The organism is Streptomyces sp. MK7 (assembly GCF_032658145.1).
Lineage (GTDB): Bacteria > Actinomycetota > Actinomycetes > Streptomycetales > Streptomycetaceae > Streptomyces > Streptomyces spiralis.
Genome location: NZ_JAVACL010000011.1, coordinates 30,529 through 47,183 on the forward strand (window position 1 = coordinate 30,529; position 16,655 = coordinate 47,183).

The 16,655-nt window shown below is 70.6% G+C and carries 15 protein-coding genes; 11 read left to right on the forward strand and 4 right to left on the reverse strand.

Annotation, left to right across the window (positions count from 1 at the left end):
* Positions 1-22: 22 nt before the first annotated feature.
* Complete coding sequence (locus R2S09_RS15100; RefSeq protein WP_316741485.1) at positions 23-2,443, forward strand: SpoIIE family protein phosphatase; 2,421 nt, start codon at positions 23-25, stop codon at positions 2,441-2,443.
* Between the two features lie 126 nt (positions 2,444-2,569).
* Here R2S09_RS15100 and R2S09_RS15105 read toward each other — a convergent pair whose 3' ends face one another.
* Complete coding sequence (locus R2S09_RS15105) at positions 2,570-3,124, reverse strand: TetR family transcriptional regulator (RefSeq protein WP_316741487.1); 555 nt, start codon at positions 3,122-3,124, stop codon at positions 2,570-2,572.
* Between the two features lie 393 nt (positions 3,125-3,517).
* Between R2S09_RS15105 and R2S09_RS15110 the strand changes: the two genes are divergently transcribed.
* From R2S09_RS15110 to R2S09_RS15130, 5 genes are all read left to right on the forward strand, one after another.
* Positions 3,518-4,612, forward strand: a complete 1,095-nt coding sequence (locus R2S09_RS15110; protein ID WP_306185195.1) for an ABC transporter permease — start codon at positions 3,518-3,520, stop codon at positions 4,610-4,612.
* Between the two features lie 324 nt (positions 4,613-4,936).
* Entirely contained in the window at positions 4,937-5,410 is a 474-nt protein-coding gene (locus R2S09_RS15115) for a carboxymuconolactone decarboxylase family protein (protein ID WP_316741489.1), read from the forward strand.
* 428 nt (positions 5,411-5,838) lie between these two features.
* Positions 5,839-6,240, forward strand: coding sequence for a cupin domain-containing protein (locus R2S09_RS15120; protein WP_306185191.1), 402 nt, complete (start codon positions 5,839-5,841; stop codon positions 6,238-6,240).
* Between the two features lie 69 nt (positions 6,241-6,309).
* On the forward strand, positions 6,310-6,561 hold the full coding sequence (locus tag R2S09_RS15125) for a DUF5134 domain-containing protein (RefSeq protein WP_316741491.1): 252 nt from the start codon (positions 6,310-6,312) through the stop codon (positions 6,559-6,561).
* A gap of 132 nt (positions 6,562-6,693) precedes the next feature.
* Positions 6,694-7,098 (forward strand): RidA family protein, encoded by a 405-nt coding sequence (locus R2S09_RS15130; protein ID WP_316741493.1) that lies wholly within the window; start codon positions 6,694-6,696, stop codon positions 7,096-7,098.
* Positions 7,099-7,157: 59 nt separating this feature from the next.
* Here R2S09_RS15130 and R2S09_RS15135 read toward each other — a convergent pair whose 3' ends face one another.
* Entirely contained in the window at positions 7,158-7,502 is a 345-nt protein-coding gene (locus tag R2S09_RS15135; protein ID WP_306185185.1) for an STAS domain-containing protein, read from the reverse strand.
* Positions 7,503-7,970: 468 nt separating this feature from the next.
* On the opposite strand from R2S09_RS15135, the gene R2S09_RS15140 reads away from it, so the two are divergent.
* Entirely contained in the window at positions 7,971-9,449 is a 1,479-nt protein-coding gene (locus tag R2S09_RS15140; RefSeq protein ID WP_316741495.1) for a hypothetical protein, read from the forward strand.
* Between the two features lie 52 nt (positions 9,450-9,501).
* Here R2S09_RS15140 and R2S09_RS15145 read toward each other — a convergent pair whose 3' ends face one another.
* Positions 9,502-10,035 (reverse strand): GNAT family N-acetyltransferase, encoded by a 534-nt coding sequence (locus tag R2S09_RS15145; RefSeq protein ID WP_306185182.1) that lies wholly within the window; start codon positions 10,033-10,035, stop codon positions 9,502-9,504.
* A 99-nt stretch (positions 10,036-10,134) separates the two neighbouring features.
* Positions 10,135-11,343: an alginate lyase family protein gene (locus tag R2S09_RS15150; RefSeq protein WP_316741496.1), complete on the reverse strand. Its 1,209-nt coding sequence runs from the start codon at positions 11,341-11,343 to the stop codon at positions 10,135-10,137.
* Positions 11,344-11,502: 159 nt separating this feature from the next.
* On the opposite strand from R2S09_RS15150, the gene R2S09_RS15155 reads away from it, so the two are divergent.
* From R2S09_RS15155 to R2S09_RS15170, 4 genes are all read left to right on the forward strand, one after another.
* The gene (locus tag R2S09_RS15155; RefSeq protein ID WP_399143951.1) at positions 11,503-12,321 is read left to right on the forward strand and encodes an SAM-dependent methyltransferase; all 819 of its coding nucleotides are present in this window, start codon (positions 11,503-11,505) and stop codon (positions 12,319-12,321) included.
* 193 nt (positions 12,322-12,514) lie between these two features.
* Complete coding sequence (locus tag R2S09_RS15160) at positions 12,515-13,474, forward strand: alpha/beta fold hydrolase (RefSeq protein WP_316741500.1); 960 nt, start codon at positions 12,515-12,517, stop codon at positions 13,472-13,474.
* A gap of 69 nt (positions 13,475-13,543) precedes the next feature.
* Positions 13,544-15,085 (forward strand): AMP-binding protein, encoded by a 1,542-nt coding sequence (locus tag R2S09_RS15165; RefSeq protein ID WP_316741501.1) that lies wholly within the window; start codon positions 13,544-13,546, stop codon positions 15,083-15,085.
* A gap of 543 nt (positions 15,086-15,628) precedes the next feature.
* On the forward strand, positions 15,629-16,618 hold the full coding sequence (locus R2S09_RS15170) for a hypothetical protein (protein WP_316741503.1): 990 nt from the start codon (positions 15,629-15,631) through the stop codon (positions 16,616-16,618).
* Positions 16,619-16,655 lie beyond the last annotated feature (37 nt).

The following is a 16,655-nucleotide window of genomic DNA, read 5'->3' on the forward strand; positions in this document are numbered from 1 at the left end:
TTTCCGTGCTGATGCCGGGGGCATGACCCCGCCGTTCGAGGCCGCGCCGGTGATGCTGAACGCGCTCGGTCTGATCACCGCCTGGTCGGACGAGGCCGAAGCGCTTCTGGGCTATACGGGTTCCGAGGTGCTGAGGAAGCCCGTCGACTCGCTCCTGGTCTCCGGTGGCCTCCTCGACGCGTTCGGCGGGGGCGGACTCCCGGCGCGGGGTGCGGTCCGCGAGCAGTACGTCGTGGCCCGGCACCGCGACGGACGCCGTCTGCGACTGATCGTGCGGGTGTCCGTCCTGACCGACGACGGCGGAGCCGGGTCACGACTGCTCCAGGCCTTCCCGGCCGAGCAGGTGACCTGGCACGGCGTGGACCGGTCGGCCGTCAGACGGCTGCTGGAGGACGCACCGGTCGGCGTGGCCGTGCTGGATCCGGACCTGCGCTGCGTGTGGCTCAACGACGCGCAGACCCGCGTCGGCGGAGTGCCCCGCGAGCAGCGCCTGGGCCAGGGACTGGACGCCGTGTTCCCTCCCTCCCGGGCCGCCGAACTGGGGGCGCGGATACGCCGGGTGCTGGACACCGGTGTGCCACTGATCGATCACGAGTACCAGGGCGGAACGATGGCCGATCCCGCCGGTCGCGCCTACTCGGCTTCCTTCGCCCGGCTCCAGGGACCGCACGACCGTGTTCTCGGTGTGGCGTGCCTCGTGCTGGACGTGACCGAGCGATGGCGCGCCCGGCAGCGCAGGCAGCTCATGAGTGAGCTCGGCGACCGCATCGAAGACAGCCGCGACATCACGCGGACGGCGCAGAGCATCGCGCACACCGCGGTTCCGCTGCTCGGGGACTATGCCGCCGTCGATCTGCTGGACACAGCCGTCCCCGGCGGGGCACTTCCGGACGGACGCGCCCGTCGACGGGTCCCGCTGCGCCGGGCCGGGCAGGAGTCCCTGCGGCCGCTCTCGACGTCGGGGCCGGCCGTGGGTGACGAGGTGCGGACGCAGCCGTCGTCAGTGACGGCGCGTGCGGTCTCCGAGGGCCGGGCACTGCTCGACCAGATCGAACGGCCGGTGAGTGAGGCCGCTTCGGCCGAGCAGCATGCGGACGGACACCTCGCCGCGCTGGTCAGGGACTTCGGGCCGCACTCGCTCATCGCCGCCCCCATCACTTCTCCGGACGGCGTGCTCGGAGTGATGTCCGTGGCACGGGCGCTGCGGTCCGGACCCTTCACGGAGGACGACCTCCTGTTCGTCCAGCAGTTCACCACTCGGGCCGCGGCCTCCCTCGCCCGCGCACATCGATACAGCAGGGAGCACGCCACGGCGCTGGCTCTGCAGCGGAGCCTGCTGCCGCACAGTCTGCCGCCGCACAGCCCGGCACGAGGGTCTCTGCCCGAGGTGGGCTGGCGCTACCGGCCCGCCGACACGCACGGAGGAGTCGGCGGAGACTGGTTCGACGTCATCCCACTGCCAGGTGCCCGTCTCGCGCTGGTGGTCGGCGACGTGGTCGGACACGGGGTGCATGCGGCCGCCACCATGGGTCAGCTGAGGACCGCCGTGCAGACCCTGGCTGCCATGGACCTGACGCCGGAGGAGCTGCTGGCGAACCTGGACGACCTGGTCGTCCGGCTCGCCGCGGAGGAGACGGCCGACGGGGAGCGGCTTCGCTTCGGGCCGGTGGGCACGACATGCCTGTACATCGTGTACGACCCCGTTCTCGGGGAGTGCACGGCGGCCGGTGCGGGCCACCCGCCGCTGGCCGTGCTGGCACCGGACGGCACGGTCACCTTCCTGGATCTGCCGTCGGCGCCGCCACTCGGTGTGGCGACGCTCTCGATCGAGTCGGTGCGGTGGAAGCTGCGCGAGGACAGCCTGCTGGTCCTCTTCACCGACGGGCTGATCACGTGCGGCGGCCGGGATCTCGGCACGGGGATGACGCGGCTGTCCGAGGCCCTGGCGAATGCCGGGTGCGGTTCGCAGTCTTCCTTGGACGAGTTGTGCGGCAGGGTGGCCGCCGACGTTCTCGACCAGCCGCTCTGGGACGACGCGGCGCTGCTCATGGCCCGCACCCACCTCCTGGCTGCCGACCGGGTGGCCCGCTGGGATCTTCCCACCGATCCGGCCGTCGTGACGTCGTGCCGGGAACTGGCCGTGCGTCAACTGGCCGAGTGGGGGCTGGAGGAGCTGGCGTTCACGACCGAACTGATCGTCAGCGAACTGGTCACCAACGCGGTCCGCTACGGCAAGGGCCCACTCACCCTCCGCTTGATCCACCACGATGTCCTCATCTGCGAAGTCTTCGACAGGAGCAACACCTCGCCCCGGCTCCGGAACGCGCGGTCGCTGGACGAGGGCGGCCGAGGTCTGTTCCTCGTCGCCCAGCTCAGCAAGCGGTGGGGCGTCCGGTACACCGAACCGGGCAAGGTCGTCTGGGCCGAGCAGGATCTCCCCTGACGCACCCGGTCGTAGCCTCGGCCCCGGCATGGCGAGGCCCGGCCGGGCCGACCCGGCGGAGCGCAGGCATGACGAGCAGGCCGGGTCGGGGACGGAGCGGACCGCCATGAGCACCATGGAGTCTGCTCAGTGGCTCAGCAGCCGCTGCACCAGGGGAAGCAGTTCCCGCGGGTCCGCCGCCGCCAACTCCTCGAACGCACCGGCGCTGCGTCCCATCAGCACCCCGATGAACGCGGCCGTCGCCACCTCGGCCCGCAGCTGCGGCCGGTCAAGTCCCTGCCCCGCGAAGACCTCCGTCAAGGGGGCGACCATCCGGACCCGAAGCTCCTCGCGTGTCGCGCTCTCGACCGCCGCATCATGAGGGCGCTGGACCGCGGCCTGGAAGACGGGGCCGGGCCCGCGCCGCCCGACGCGTTCGAAGAGCTCCCGCAGCCGCTCGGTGTGGAGCAGGTCCAACGGCACGTCGTCGCCCGTCTCGGCGCGCAGAACAGCGATGAAGAGCTGAGTCTTGCCGCCGAAGTAACGGGCGATCAGGGCCTGGTCCACTCCGGCGCGTTCGCCGATGTCGCGCACAGTGGTGCGTTCGAACCCGCGCTCGGCGAGCAACTCGCCCGCGGCCTTGACCAACAGCTGTCTGGTGCGCGCCGAATCCCTTCGGCGCGCGGGCCTTACGGCGCTCATCGACGCGACGTCCCTTCTTCTGCCGTCTGCCCACCCCTGCAGCCGACTCTGCCACGGCCTCGTGGCCTCCGGCGCGCCAGGGGCCACGCCCTTCGGATGCAGTCGTGCACCAGGCGTCCGGGTGACAGGTCGCTGGGAGGTGAGCCGCATCACGTGGACGGCTGCACCTACGGCACCGGGTAGTAGCCACGAGCCGTCCCACGCGGTGCGGCTGCCAGGTGTCCGGACTCCGGGCGACGGTTCCCCGGGCGGTTCAGTACTAGGCGGCCTCGTGACAACCGTCCGCCGCCAGGGCGCCGGATTCCCCTACAGTCGCTATGTCAGCAAGTGCTGACTTGGCGGGCCGGAGGGGGGCCCGCCACGTCCCCGGGAGCCTCACCAGGAGATGTGCTCGTGCAGCAAGACGCCATGACGCCCGACTTGAGTCCGGACAGGAGCCGGCCCCGGCACCGGGCGGGTACGCGCACCGACGCGGCGCCGGTCCGACGTGGCCTGACCGGCTCCCAGGCGGTGCTGGCCCCGGTCGTCACCGTGCTCACCATCGGACTGGTCTTCGTGGCTGTCTTTCTCGCCGCCTTCCACACGCCCAAGGCCCACCGACTGCCGGTGGCGGTGGCCGCTCCGGACCGGGCGGCGGCACTCTTCGACGTGAGGCTGCAGCGCGTGGCGCCCGACGCGTTCCAGGTCGAGCGCTACCGGGACGAGGACGCCGCCAGGTCGGCGGTCGAGCACCGCGCCGCGTACGCGGCCTACCTGGACACCTCCGGCCCGCCCCGGCTTCTGTACGCGGGTGCCAACGGCCTGGCGGTCAAGGCGATGATCACGCCGCTCGGCCACGCCGCCGCCCCCGAGGGCAGCAGGACGCGGGTGCTGGACATCCTTCCGCTGTCGAAGGGGGACAGCCGCGGCCTGTCGGTCTTCTACGCCTCCTTCGGACTCGTCCTGGCGGGCTTCCTGTTCGGTCAGATGACGTACCAGCTGGCGCCACGGCTGTCCTTCGCGCAACGCGTGCTCAGTCTCACGATCTTCGCGGTCGTGGGAGGACTGGCCACCGCGCTCATCGCGAGCACCGTCTTCGACGCGATCCCGGGGTCCTTCATCGCCCTGGCCGGCGTCATCGCGCTCATGGCGGGGGCCGTCGCGGCCGGAACCGTCCTGCTCATCCGGATCTTCGGGCCGCTCGGCGTCCCGCTGGGCTCGATCTTCATGCTGGTGATGGGCAACGCCACCAGCGGCGGAGTCCTGCCCCCGTCGTTCCTTCCCGGCTGGCTGCAGCCGCTGGCCTCGGTGATGCCCGCCGGTGTCGGGGTGCGGGCCATCAACGGGCTCGCCTACTTCCACAACGACGGGGTCGGGGACGGCGTGACCATCCTCTCCGTCTGGGTGGTGTTCTGCATCGGGGCCATCTTCAGCCTCGACCAGATCGCCGCGTCGACGGCCATCGTCCATGTCGCCCACCGCGGAAAGCCTTCCGGAGCGGGCGCCTGAGGTGTAGTACCTCGCCCGGAGTGCCCCACTCGTCGCCACCGAGCTCGGCGAACGCAGCAACTCGCCCTGCGCCGGCACGTGCTCCGCAGCCACCTCGGCACGGAACGCGAGAGCCGGCTCAGGCGTTCGCCCGCCTGTGCCCGGGGCCACGAGAAGCGCGTCCGCGGCCTCGACGGCCGCCTGTACGTGCTCGGGGCCAGGATGCTCCGGACTCGCAGCCGGCGTCCCCATGAGACCCGCATCACATGGGTTCGGGTGTCACACCTTGCCGGGCTGTCCGGTCAGTAGTGCGTAACCGCGACTCTGACAGAAGGGCCCAGACCCATGGATCCGCGTCTCGACTACTACGGCAACTCCCTCGGGGGCAAGGTGCTGAAGCACCTTGTCTCGGCCAGCAAGGTGCTGGCGGGCTCGACGCTGCCGGCCACTGTCCAGCACCTGGTGGAGATCCGCGCCAGCCAGATCAACGGCTGCGGCTTCTGCACCGACATGCACACCAAGGAGGCCACCCACGCAGGGGAGACCTCGGTGCGGCTCAACCTGATCGCCGCCTGGCGGGAGGCGACGGTCTTCACGGAGGCCGAGCGTGCCGTACTGGAACTGACCGAGCAGGGCACCCGTGTCGCGGACGCGGCAGGCGGGGTGACCGAAGAGGCCTGGGCGAACGCCGCGAAGCACTTCGACGAGGACCAGCTGACCGCCCTGGCCTCCCTCATCGCCATCATCAACGCCTACAACCGGATCAACATCATCACCCAGCAGCCGGCCGGCGGCTACAAGGTCGGCATGTTCGGCTGAGTCGGCGCGCTCCGTCCAGTGGGACGCGTCCGGTCCGTCACTCCGCCGCCCCGGCCTCCAGCGGACAGGTGGATCCCGGACACCGGCCGACCGCGGTGCGCCAGAACGAGTGCGGGCCGTTCCCGGCCGGCAGTGGCACCCCGCGTACCCGTCCTGCTGGACCGGTCCGCCCATGCCCGCCAGGCACGCACACCACACGATCCACGGCGGTGTCCGTGCGGCGGGCCCCGCATTGTGGAGGTCGCTGACGGAGGGCAGGGTGGTGTCAGGAACCCCCCTCCGAAGCAGAAGGCGCTCGGCGAGTCACGGATGCGGGCCGTGCTCCGTGTCGAGCGTGAAACGAGTTGTACGAGCCCTGAACCGGCGACGTGAGTTCGTCTGTCCGTCCGTTCCGGGCAGAGCCACGGAGGTGCAGCACCATGCAGGAAATGGATTCAGAGAACGGCTTCGGCCCCAAGATGCTGGCGGACGTCAAGCCTCCCTTCATCCCCGAGGGCGCGTCGGCGATGACCACCCTCGTCGAGTGGCCCTCCGGTCACCCCGGAATGCCCCCGCACCGCCATTCGGGGCCGGCTTTCGGCTATGTGCTCGAGGGTGCCATCCGCTTCGAACTCGAGGGTGAGCCGGAGCGCGTGATCAAGGCTGGTGAGACGTTGTGGGAGCCGGGCGGTGACAAGATCCACTACCAGAACGGCAACGCCCTGTCGGACGCGCCGTCCAAGTTCATCGTGGTCATGATGTGCGCCCCGGGCCAGCCCATGTACACCCTGGTCGAGGAGGAGGAACTGAAGGAGCGGGCCCATCTGCGCGCCCCGCGGCCCACCGACTGATCGGCGGCCCGTTCGCACAGGTCGCTTCCGGATGGAACCCGTCCGCTTCGTGGGAGGGCGCGATCAGGCATGAGCGCCGCCGATGTCGTGGACTGCATGCTGACGGCGCTGTTCGTGGCCGCGGCCCTCCGCTCGCTGCGGCAGGCGGTCCTGTTCCGGAGCCAACAACGGCGTGGCCGGGTCGACCATCTCCTGCACGCCGTCATGGCCCTCGCCATGGCGGTGATGCCGTGGAACGTCGGGCGCATGCCGTCGGGGATTCCGCAGACGGCCTTCTTCGCGGCCGCCGCATTGTGGTTCCCGCTGACCGCTGACCGCTGACCGCTGACCGCTGACCGCTGTCAGGGGCCGGCGGGGGGCGAGACCGATCGCGGTCGCACGGAGACTCAAGTCGGTCTTGGTTTGTCGTCCCGTCCTCGCGGGATGGTTCGGTCGATCATGAGGAGACAAATCGTGACAGTCCAGTCCAGGGAATTCGCCTTCGGTCTGCCGTGGGAAGCCCTCTACGGGTACAGCCAGGCCGTGCAGGCCGGCGACACGCTCTACATCTCCGGACAGCTGTCGCACGACAGTGCCGGGGCGTTCGTCGGGGCCGGCGACTTCGAGCTCCAGGTGAAGACGACTCTCGACAACCTCGACCGGGTGCTGGAACACTTCGGCGCCCGCCGCGACCAGATCGTCGAGACCACCGTCCTCGTCAAGGACCTGCGGGAACACTTCGACACGGTCGCCCGCCTGCATGCCGCTTACTGCGGCGACCACCGGCCCACCAGCACCGTCATGGGAGTGACCGACCTAGCGCTGCCCGACCAGCTCGTCGAGATAGGCGCGGTCGTCCGCCTGGACCTGACGCACTAGCTGGATGTTCGAGCGCTCGCCTCGCTCAACGCGGCGTACCTGATCGGGGGCCGTCGGCCTCACGGTGCTGCCTTCGCCAGGTCGACGGTGTCGTAGATCGGGAAGACGTGGTGCAGGCCGGTGATGGCGAAGATCCGCCGGATGTCGGGATGGCTGATGGCCAGTCTCAGCTCTCCGCCGTGGGGTGCGATGAGGTTCCGGATGCCGACGAGCGCGCCCAGGCCCGTGGAGTCCATGAACTGCACACCGAGCAGGTCGAGGATCAGACGGTGGTGGCCTGCCCGGATCCGGGCGAAGACGTGCTCACGGATCCGCGGTGCGGTGTACATGTCCGCCTCGCCGCGGATCTCCACGATGGTCCATTCGTTCTCTTCGCGGTGGCTGATCTCGAATTCGTGCCGCATGACCGGACAACCGGAATGCCTTGGGGAGAGGTTGCGGCCTACCGTCGCCGCACATTCGTTCCGCATATGCACGAACGAATGGCCAAAGGATCATCAGGGTGCGAACGCCTGGCCAACGGTTCACCCGTGGGGTGGAGAGACAGTGGCGCCCCATGAAGGTACGTTTCACCACCTCGATTCCTACGCCCCCCTCGGTCGGGAGTCGAGGCCCGCGGCTCCGCCCCCTTGTACGCAGCCCGTACAACCCCCAGGGCGGCGGAGCCGCACCCACCGCACGGCCGGAGACCGGTGTGTCGGCCGATGTGGCGAGCAGGGGCAGGCTGTCTGACACAGGGGGATGCGCGGCCTGCCCCTGCGCCCGGGGGAAAGCCGTGCGCGCCGACGAAAACTCCCTGTAGCAGCCCTGTAACGCGACTGGTGTTGTGTTCGGACGGGAGTGTTCCGGTCTGGCGGAGGTGGGCGGTGATCGTGGACCATCGGGGTCAGCTCCCCGGTCCGCTACGGGAGTTCACGACGTACCTGGACGGTCTGCTGGCGCGGCTCGACCCGGCCCGCGGATGGTGCGGGATCTTCTGGCAGCGCGATCCCGAGGGCATGCGGGCCTGCGTCGAGGGGCGTGAGGTGCCGCCCTGGGACGTGATGGAGGCGTTGCTGCACGACCTCACCGCGGACCATCGTCCCGCGGCCCTCGCCCTCGAGCGTGACCGGGCACGCGCCCTGTACGCGGCCGCGGTCACCGCGTACGACACTCGGCCCGGCGGGCGGGAGGCCCTCGGCGACCGGCTGGACGTGATGCTCCGCGAGCAGCGGTACGCGGCCGAACGCCAGGCCGAGCTGAGCCGTGACCTCGCCACGGCGACCACACCGGACCGGGCCGACGCCCTCCGTGCCGACCTGGCCTGGGCCCACGACGACTTCGAACGCGCGACCGCGCGCTGCGCGGAGATCCGCTCCCGCCTGGCGGACCTCGACCGGGCCACGACGCCCGTCGGCCGGCGTCCGGGGACCCCGAGTGCCATGGGCGTCCCGGGCGGCGAGGCGGGCCCGGCCCTGGCGCCCGGCACGGACGGCTACGGCGCCGCAGGCACTGTTCTTGGTTCCCAGGACGGACACGGCCCGCAGGCCGGAGCGCGACCCGGCCGGGAGGGAACGCCGGCCGGCCCGGAACTCGGGCAGGGCCGACTCGCGGAGGCTCCGGCGCCCGCGCCCCCGGTCGCCGAACCACCGCGGAAACGGCGGCGCGGCAGCGCGCGGTTCGCCGGGATGACGGAGGCCGAGGACGCGGCCCCGGAAGTCGTCCCCCTCCTTCCCCCGCAGACCGCCGCCCACCGCCCCACACCCCGCGGCGCGCGCTTCGCGGGAGCCGCCGCCGGCGCCGTCCCGGAGCGGACGGCGACGTCCGGAACTCCCGTCGACGACACGGCGCGACAGCTGATCGCCCGGACGGTCCGGACCCTGCTGCGGCTGCGCGGTGAAGGCCGCGGCGGCGAGGCGCACGCCCTGCTGATCGAGGCCGTCCACTGGCCCGCGCCCCATCTGCCGCCCCTCGCGGCGGAGTTGGAGCGCGCCGGGCTGGGCGCCGACTGGACCACGCTGCTCTGGGAGGCGGCCTCGCTGCCCGCGGAGCGGCTGGTGGAGGCCGCCGACGCGCTTCTTGCGGCGGGCCGGGGCGCCGACAGCGAGCAGATCGTACGGCAGGGGGTCGCGCGGCCCGCACCCGAGATCGGCGAGGCCGTGCTCGGCCTGGCCGCCAGGGGCCGCGACCGCGAGGTGCGCGTCCTGCTCGACGCGTACGTCCGCGTGCGCACTCCCGAGCAGGCGGCCCGCAGCGCCGAAGCCGATCCGTGGCGCCTGGTACCGCTTCTGCTGGACGCGGCCCGCTCCGTCTCCGACGAGCGCCACTGGGACCTGCTCCACGCCCTCAGAGTCGCCGGCCTCGCCACCTGACGGAGAGCGGCAGGTCGGCGGTCGTGAAGTCGCCGAAGTACGCCGCCCGTTGTCAGGACAGCGGCTTCTGGAACCAGGCGACGTCCCAGAAACTCCCGAACTTCCGACCGACTTGTTCGTAGACGCCCACCGGCCGGAACCCGAAGCGTTCGTGGAGCCGCTGCGACGCTTCGTTGGGCATGGTGACTCCGGCGAGCGCCATATGAAGGTCTTCGTGCTCCAGCACGTCGAAGAGCGCGGTGTACAGCAGGCTGCCGATGCCACGGCCCACGTGCTCGGGCGCCACATAGGCACTGGTTTCCACGGAGGTCGCGTACGCCTGCTTCGGGCGGAAGGCGCTGCTGGTCGCGTAGCCGAGGAGCTTTCCGCCCTCTTCGGCGACGAGGAGCCGGTGTGGACCAGAGTCGGGATGGGCCAGCAGCCACGGCCGGCGCTGGTCCACGGTGAACGGCTCGATGTCGAAGGTGATCGGTGTCTCGGTGACGTAGTGGTTGTAGATCCGGGTCAGCTCTTCGAGGTCGTCCTCGGTGCCGGGCCGGATCTGCGTCCCGGAGTCAGCCGCGTGTCCGTTCACGTTCGTGCTCACGGGTACGACGGTACGCGGCGTTGGTTACATCGTGGTTTCCTCCGGGCCGTGACCGGCTCGTCCGCGGCCGCCTCGGCCGGCTCATCGGCCGGCTTCCCGTCAGGCGGGATTGTCCCCGTGTGTGAGCGTCTCCCAGGCCACGAACAGGGCGTTGGTGCCGGCCGGCCGGTTCTGCTGGGTCAGGGCCTGGGTGTTGGTCATGGCGATGCCGAGCCGGTTGTGGAGGGCGTTGTAGCCGACCTCGGTGACCGGGCCGAGGCCCCGCTTGACCGAACCGCCGCACAGCCAGCTGGGCACGGAGGCGCCCAGCTCGTACTTGGACTGGAACCCCAGGGCCTGGCGCAGCCGCTCGCCGACGTCGGTGCCGTAGAGGTCCTGCCCTTGAATTCTGCTGGTCTCGGCGACGTGCGAGATGGCGGAGATGCCGTACCCGGTGTGGGTGAAGTCGCGGCACGTCTCCTGGGTGAGTCCGGTGACGAAGGTGGACTGGCCCTGCCAGTAGGAGACGATCTTGTCCCTGGTGTTCAGGTTCTGGCTCGGCACGGTCTTGGGCAGATCACCGTCGGAGGCCAGATAGACGTACGCCGCGGTGCGGGTGCGGAACTTGGCCATGGCCGTGTCGTAGGACGCCTTGTCCTCCAGGAAGACGGAGATGCCGACGGCGGCCTCCATCATCGAGAGCTCCCAGTTGCCGTTGGAGTTGGAGCCCTTGATGACCACCGGCAGATAGACGTTGCGCAGCATGGTGGCGAAGCGGCCGGCGTTCGGCCAGCCGCCGGTGTAGGTGTACTTGATGATCTCGGCGGCCTTGGGCCAGGAGGAGCCGGCCCAGCCGGTCTGCAGCGGCGCGTTGCTGTCGGTGTGGCTCTGGATCACGGCCGACCAGGCGTCCATGATCTCGATGGCCTTCTGGGCGTAGCGTGCGTCGCGGGTGATGTACCAGACGAGCGCGTCCGTGTACGCGGCGATGGCGTCCTGGCGTTCGTCGGTGCAGCCGTAGTTCGGGTTGGAGTACGACCCGCACTCCACGGTCGCCCAGGGCTTCGGCGTGCGGCTGAGGCCGGCGTAGGAGCTCGCCGCCATCTGGTCGTAGGCGCCCTTCCAGGGCTGGGCCCCTGCCAGCACCTGGCCCCGGGCGAAGTCCAGTTGGGCCCGGGAGACGGTCACGCCCGGGTGGACGAACGTGGTGGGTGCGGCCTCGGCGCGCTGGGCCCGCGGCAGGAGCAGGCCGCAGGTGAGGACGGCGACCAGCGCGAGCAGAAGTGCGGCTCGGGGTCTGCGGCGGGAGTGTGGGGGAGCGGCAGGCATACGACGACCATCCGTTCTTGTATGTGAACGACGTGTGAGGGGTTGAACGTATGTGCTCGCCGTGACCATAGGTACGAACTAATGGACCGTCAAGAGGTGGGCAGGCAAGGACGTCGAAGCGCTGGTCAGCAGGCGCCGTCACAGGGGAGGATGGTCGCCATGACGGACGAAGGCCTCTGCATCGACCCCACCAAGCCGAGCATCGCGCGCGTCTACGACTACCTGCTCGGCGGCAAGGACAACTACGCCGTGGACCGGGAGATCGGCGACGTGTTCAAACGCGACCTGCCTGGCTCGGTGGCCATCGCCTTCGCCAACCGCGCGGCCCTGATCCGGGCGGTCGGGGAGATCGTGACGACCACGGACGTACGGCAGTTCATCGACCTGGGCAGTGGTCTTCCGACGGCCGACAACGTCCACCAGGTCGCGCAACGGCACGCTCCGGAGTCGAGGGTCGTGTACGTCGACATCGACCCCCAGGTACTGGTCCACGGCCGTGCGCTGCTGGAGGAGAACGACCGGACCCGGGTCGTGGCGGCCGACGTACGCAAGCCCGACGACATCCGTAGCCATCCGGACACCCTGGAACTGATCGACTTCGATCGCCCCGTCGCCGTCATGTTCAGCGCCATCCTTCACCACGTCAACGACGAGGAGGACCCGACCGCGATCGTCCGCTACTGGCGTGAACAGGTGCCCTCCGGCAGCCACTTCTTCGTCAGCCACTTCCGTTCCGGCAACAACCCGGAAACCCTGGAGGCCGAGAGAATCCTCCAGCAGACCTTCGGCCGCGGCCGCTGGCGCACCGACGCGGAGATCGAATCCCTGCTGGACGGCCTGGAGATCCTCGACCCCGGAATCGTCCCCGCGTCCCTGTGGCGGCCCGACACCGTGGACAACCGGTGGAACACCGGCGGCGAACGAGAGCTCACCGTCTGGGAGCGCCTCATCGCCGCCGGACTGGCCCGGAAGGCGTAGTCGGTACGCCGGGGACCTCGCCCACGCGCACTGCCGCGCGTACTGCGCCTCGACCATGTGGAGTCGTCACACACGTCTGGCCTCACCTGCATGCGCCGTGCACATGTCGGATCCGGTCGTCGGGCCGTATCGTGCGCGGCACGCGGCCGGACGATCGCAGCTCGGTGCGCGACGAGATGAGGAGTCGCCGAACATGACGCGTCACGCCGAGGCCCCTCGCCACGAGGCCCCGCCGCAAACCGATCCGTACGAAGAACTGAGGGTGCCCGTCAGCGGCGGCGAACTCGCCGTGCTGCGCTGGCCGGCGGCCGAACCAGGCGCTCCCGTCGTGCTCGCGGTGCACGGCATCACCGCCAACGCGCTCTCCTGGGCCAGGATCGCCCACCACCTCGCGGGCCGGGCCACCGTGATCGCGCCCGATCTGCGGGGCCGGGGCGGCAGCGGGTCGCTGCCCGGGCCGTACGGCATCGCCGCACACGCCGAGGATGTGGCCGCCATCGCCGACGCGTTCGGGCTGCGGGAGGCGGTGCTCGCCGGTCACTCGATGGGCGCCTTCGTCAGCGCGTTCACCGGCGTGCACCATCCCTCGAGGTTCGGCTCGCTCGTCCTCGTCGACGGCGGGCTCGGCTTCCCCGCACCGACCCATCTCGACCCGGACGCCCTGCTGGACGCCGTCATCGGCCCGGCGATGCGCCGGCTGGCCATGACCTTCCCCGACCGGCAGGCCTACCGCGACTACTGGCGGGCTCATCCGGCCTTCGCCGACTCGTGGTCGCCGTGGGTGGACGCCTACATCCAACGCGACCTCGTCGGCGCGGAGCCGCGACTGCGCTCGTCCTGCGTCCGCGACGCCGTACGCGAAGACGGCACCCAGGTGCTGTGCGATCCGGAGGTCCTGGCCGCGCCGGGCCGACTGGAGCTTCCGGCCCGGCTGCTGTGGGCCGACCGGGGCCTGATGGACGAGCCCCAGGGGCTGTACGACGAGCGGCGACTGGCCGCCGCGGGCCTCGATCCCGCCCGGCTGGCCACCCACCGGGTGGCCGGCGTCAACCACTACACCGTGCTCGTCGGCGACGACGGTGCGCGCACGGTGGCCGGCCATCTGCTCGACGCGGCGGGCGTGAGCGGCGGCACGTCCGGTACACGTGGCTGACGGGTGGACGTGGGCCAGTACGCGGGGTTCCGTGGGGAGCAGTCGTTTCCGGATGCAGGGGAGTGAGCTATGCGGGTTCCGATGACGGTCGCGGACTTCCTCGAGCGGGCCGAGCTGGGTTTCGCCTCCGACACCGGTGTGGTGGACGAGCCGGATCAGCCCGGCGTGCCAGTACCGGAGTCGACGTACGGGCGGCTGGGCGAGCGCGTACGGGCCTGGCAGGCGGGGCTGGACGCGCTGGGCGTGGGTGAGGGCGAGCGGGTGGCGGTGGTCGGCCACAACTCAGCACGGCTGCTGGAGCTGCTGTTCGCCGTGCCGATGAGCGGGCGGATCTGCGTACCGGTCAACTTCCGCCTGGGACCCGATGAGGTCGAATACGTGGTGCGGCAGAGCGGCGCGTCGGTGCTGCTCGTCGACCCGGAGCTGGACGAGGCGCTGTCCGGGGTCAAGGCGCGCCACCGGTTCGTGCTCGGCGAGCAGACCGACTCCGAGGTGATGCGGTTCGGTGTCGCCCCCCGCCCGTGGTCCCAGCCGGACGAGGACGCCACCGCGACGATCAACTACACGTCAGGGACCACCGCCCGCCCGAAGGGCGTGCAGCTGACCCACCGCAACATCTGGGTGAACGGGATGACCTTCGGGCTGCACACCCGGGCGTGGGAGCGCGACGTCTACCTGCACACCCTGCCGATGTTCCACTGCAACGGCTGGGGCATGCCGTACGTGATGGCCGGCCTCGGCGTGAAGCAGGTGGTGCTGCGCAAGGTCGACGGCGCGGAGATCCTGCGCCGGGTCGACCGGCACGGTGTGACGCTCATGTGCGGCGCGCCGGCGGTGTGGAAGGCGGTCCTGGACGCGGCGGCGTCCTGGGAGGGAGAGATCCCCGGCCGTGACCGGGTGCGGATCGTGTGCGCGGGGGCTCCGCCGCCGAGCACGCTGATCCAGCGGGTGGGGGAGGAACTCGGCTGGGAGTTCACACAGATCTACGGCCTGACCGAGACGTCCCCGCTGCTCACGTTCAACCGGTCCAGGCCCGCCGACGCGTCACTTCCCGCGGAGGAGCGGGCGCGCAAGCTGTCCCGTGCGGGACTGCCCGCCCTGGGAGTCAGGCTGAAGGTCTCCGAGACGGGCGAGGTGCTGGCCCGGTCGAACGTCGTGCTCGACGGGTACTGGGACAAGCCGGAGGAGACCGCGGCGGCCCTGGAGGGCGGGTGGTTCCACACCGGTGACGGGGGCAGCGTCGACGCCTTGGACGGTCACCTGACGATCTCCGACCGGAAGAAGGACGTGATCATCACCGGCGGCGAGAACGTGTCCTCGATCGAGGTGGAGGACGTGATCTTCAGCCACCCGGCGGTCGCCGAGGTCGCCGTCATCGGGGTGCCGGACGAGAAGTGGGGCGAGACGATCAAGGCTCTCGTGGTGCTCGCCGAGGGAGCCACGGCGACCGAGTCCGACATCATCGCCCACTGCAAGCAGCGCATGGCCGGCTACAAGGCGCCGACGAGTGTCGAGTTCCGCGATGCCATCCCTCGTACGGCCACCGGCAAGATCCAGAAGTTCAAGCTGCGCCGGCCCTACTGGTCCGGACTGGACCGGAAGGTCAACTGACCGATGAGCGCGGCTCCCGGAAGCACGCGCCAACCGGCGCCCTCGTAGAACGTCCGCAGCGGGCGGGCCGGCTTCTGCTGTGTGGTCACGCGGCGGCGCACAGGTGTCAGTGCGAGGCCGGCGGAGACGCCGGTCGGCCCAGGGCGCCGTCGACGCAGCCTGACATCCAGTCCTCGGTGGTTTTCACGCCGTCCGTCTCAGCGTGCTCACCGCACTCCGACCTCGCCGCACCGTCGTAGGCGGAAGACGCGTTCACGGGATTGCCGAGATGCGTCGCCGGCAGCCCCCGGCCGAAGTGATAGCCCTTTTCGTACTGGTCACCAGGGCTGCCCGCGCATCCGGCCACAAGCACCAGGGGAGCTGCCAGGAGTGCCGGTATGTGCCTCTTCATCCCATGTCCTGACGGCGTGCTCGCAGTGCGCTCTCAGGTGCCACGTGCGGATCTTAATGCGTGTAACGGACGTGAAAACCCTGTGGAAACGGTGTCGGTGGGGCCGCTTATGCTGCACCGGACGATCACAGCGGACCAGGGGAGGGCGCGGCATGTTCGGCAAGCTGTTCGGCAAGGGCGGTGGGGAGAGACCCGCGGCGGATCCGCACGCTCTTCCCGCCCCGCGCAGGCAGCGGAACGGCATGTACACGCTGCAGGCGCTTGGGGACGCGCGGGTGCCGGCGCTGGTGGAGGCGGCCGGCGCGGGTGACTGGGAGGCGGTCAAGTCGGCGCTGGCCCCCTTCGATCTCGGCCGCGACCACCAGGTCCTGGGTGAGCTCGCCGACGTGGACGGTGTGCAGGACTGGATCGGCCGGGCCGTCGAGGAGGACAAGGAGCACCGGGCGACGGCCCTGCTGATATCCGGGGCGCGTCACGTCATGTGGGGCTGGGAGGCGCGTACTTCCGCCCGTGCCGTGGACGTCACGCCGGAGCAGTGGCGGATCTTCCACGAGCGGCTGCGCATCGCCGAGGAGCAGCTTTTGGAGGCCGCCGAGTTGCGGCCGGACTGGGTCACTCCGTGGCGTCGCCTCCTCACCTCCGGCCGTGGCATGTCGCTGGGCTCCGCCGTCAACGAGACCCGGCTCGACGCCGCCCTGCGCCGCGACCCACTGGACCTGGAAACCCATGTCGAGTGGGTCTCGCAGCTTCAGCCCCGCTGGGGCGGCGAGCCGGGCCAGGCCCTGGCGTTCGCCCGCGAGGCGTTCGCCGGCGCGCCCGAGGGCCATCGCCTCGGCTGTGTCATCGCCATGGCGCACATCGAGGAGTGGGTGGAGTCGGACAGCGAGGACTGCCTCGACACCCCTGAGACCCACGCGGAGTTGAGGGACGCGGCCAAGCGCAGCATCCTCCATCCCGACTACGAACGTCGCCCGGGCTGGCAGGAGGACTTCAATATTTTCGCCATGGCCCTGTCGCTGGCCGCCGAGAGCATCGTGTGCCCGCGTGTCTTTTACGAACTGGACGGTGCCTACACCCCGTGGCCCTGGAAGTACATGGCACGGCCGGAGAAGATGTACGCCCACTTCCGGCGCCGCGCCTGAGCCCGCCACCTCGCCCGTCCTTCTCCCTCACCCCACT